Source organism: Marinococcus luteus, assembly GCF_034497705.1.
GTDB lineage: Bacteria > Bacillota > Bacilli > Bacillales > Marinococcaceae > Marinococcus > Marinococcus luteus_A.
This window is the reverse complement of the sequence record NZ_JAXRUV010000018.1, coordinates 1-2,398: the sequence shown is the minus strand read 5'-3', so window position 1 is coordinate 2,398 and position 2,398 is coordinate 1. Positions and strand designations below refer to the sequence as shown.

General features: G+C 44.2%; 2 protein-coding genes. One reads left to right on the top strand and one right to left on the bottom strand.

The annotated features are described in order from the left end of the window. A partial coding sequence (locus Q9M42_RS15480; protein WP_322527333.1) for a peptidoglycan-binding domain-containing protein occupies nt 1–1,088 on the bottom strand: 1,088 nt, incomplete at its 3' end. A 338-nt stretch (nt 1,089–1,426) separates the two neighbouring features. Here Q9M42_RS15480 and Q9M42_RS15475 point away from each other — a divergent pair. Continuing rightward, nucleotides 1,427–2,398: peptidoglycan-binding domain-containing protein (locus tag Q9M42_RS15475; RefSeq protein WP_322527332.1), on the top strand; the 972-nt coding region annotated here is incomplete at its 3' end.

The following is a 2,398-nucleotide window of genomic DNA, read 5'->3' as shown; positions in this document are numbered from 1 at the left end:
GGATTCTGCATGACTTCACCCAGTTTGGCGAGCGTGTTCGGCCCGGCGACCCCGTCTACGTACAAATCATGGTCACGCTGGAAGGCTTGCACGGCAGTTTCCGTCTTCGGCCCGAAGTGGTCATTCGGCTCGGCGATATCGAGGTAGCCCAGCTCATACAGGTCTGTTTTCATCGTCTGAGCGGCTGGACTGGTCACACCGTCTTTTAGGAGTGTGCTGTTGGAAACAGTAGAGGTAGAGAAAGTATTGGTTGCCAACACGAAAGATCTGGCTTTTTGCGATGCTGCTTCTTTTTGTTCGATTGATGCTTCATCATCTGCCTTTGCTTCTTTGGAGCTTTCGTCTTCCGCCGTTTCTTGGTCATCGTCAATTTTCATTTCTTGCGTCACTGGCTCTTTTTCCTCAACTTCTATGTTTTGTGGTTCTTCTGCTGTATTTTTTTCTTCATCTGATTCTTCTTGTTCTGAGTCCTGGCCGTCACTGTCTGAAGTCTGAGTGGTTTCCTCATCCTCGACGTCCTCAAAAGCCTCTTCGGTTTCTGCACTTTGTTTTTCTTCATCTGCTGATTTTTCTTCAGTTTCTGAATGCTGTGGTTCACTTTCTGCCTGTTCGTTTTCAGTGTCATCGCTGTCCGTTTCCTGTGGTTCTTCTTTTTGTAGTTCATTGCTGCTGTCTTCATCGTCTTTCTGATTAGGGGAGGAATCTGTACCGGCTTCTTCTATACCAACGCTTGTGTTACTGCTCTCACTCTCGACTTCGCTTTCTTCTATTATTTTTATATCTTTCAAAATATTATCAAGCAGTTCTTGATCAACTTCGCCTGTTACTTCAAAATTATTTTGCTCCTGGTAATCCGAAACATGAATAGATGTAATACTATCAAACAGAGTGTCGGCTTCTTCCAGAGGATAACCTAAAATGATTAAAGCTTCTTCGAGTTCTTTCACTTCAGAAGCTTCAGTACCTTCCGTTATGTTTAACTCTTTACTATCGTCTTTCTCGTTGGCATGTGCAGTATCAGTAAAAGTACATAAGGAGACAGAAACAATAAAGGAACTAAAAAAAATGATTTTTTTGAATGAAAACATATCTAACCTCCTAATTAAATAACGCATAGGTATTATCGGCATGACTAAGGAAAATTTCACAAAAAACTAAATTTTAAAATTTTTATCGACTATTGTAATTAAAAACAATAACAATAATTAATTCTTTAGAACTAATTATAGCAAGCCGGAGAGGAAAATTATTAAATTAATAAATAACGATAAAAACAGACTATTTTAGGATTTTTTTCGAAGGAGGTAAATAATAATGGCAAATCTATTGTGTAATAATTACCTATTGATTAGTTCTTACGTCCTAACTAGAATGAAAACATGCACTAAATTCAATTTATACAAAAAGGAGTGAAGAAATAATTAGCATGTTCAAAAATTTAATATTCGCGTTAGCTGGTCTTTTGCTTGTCTTTTCGTTTGTATTGTCTAGCCCTTCCTCGGTCAATGCAGCTTCCAATATAGTAAAATACGGTGATAAAAGTGTAGAAGCTCAGGAGCTGAAGGAAGACCTTTACGAAATAGGTTATTTAGACATTGCCGAGCCTAATCAATATTTCGGTTCAAAAACGGAAAAAGCGGTAAAGGAATTTCAAAGGGCCCATTCATTGACTGTGGATGGAGTTGCAGGACAGAATACTTTTTCGAAACTGGCTGAAGTTATACATAAAAATTCTTCTTCAAGCAGTGATGACAGCAATGAGAGTGATCCTGACGATAGCAGCGTCCTAAAAGACGGCGTGCGCAGCCCGGCAGCCCAAGCGATGAAGGAAGACCTGTATGAACTGGGCTACCTCGACATTGCCGAACCGAACGAAAACTTCGGCTCGCAGACCGAAGCCGCGGTGAAAGCATTCCAGCGCGATCATGATTTGTACGTAGACGGGGTCGCCGGGCCGAACACGCTCGCCAAACTGGGTGAAGTCATGCAGAATCCGCCGTCGAACGACGACAGCAGCTCGGAGGACAGCACCGACAGTGATTCTGGCGACAGCGGCGTCCTGAAAGACGGCGTGCGCAGCCCGGCAGCCCAAGCGATGAAGGAAGACCTGTATGAACTGGGCTACCTCGACATTGCCGAACCGAACGAAAACTTCGGCTCGCAGACCGAAGCCGCGGTGAAAGCATTCCAGCGCGATCATGATTTGTACGTAGACGGGGTCGCCGGGCCGAACACGCTCGCCAAACTGGGTGAAGTCATGCAGAATCCGCCGTCGAACGACGACAGCAGCTCGGAGGACAGCACCGACAGTGATTCTGGCGACAGCGGCGTCCTGAAAGACGGCGTGCGCAGCCCTGAAGCCCAGGCGTTGAAAGAAAAGCTCTACGACCTAGGCTAC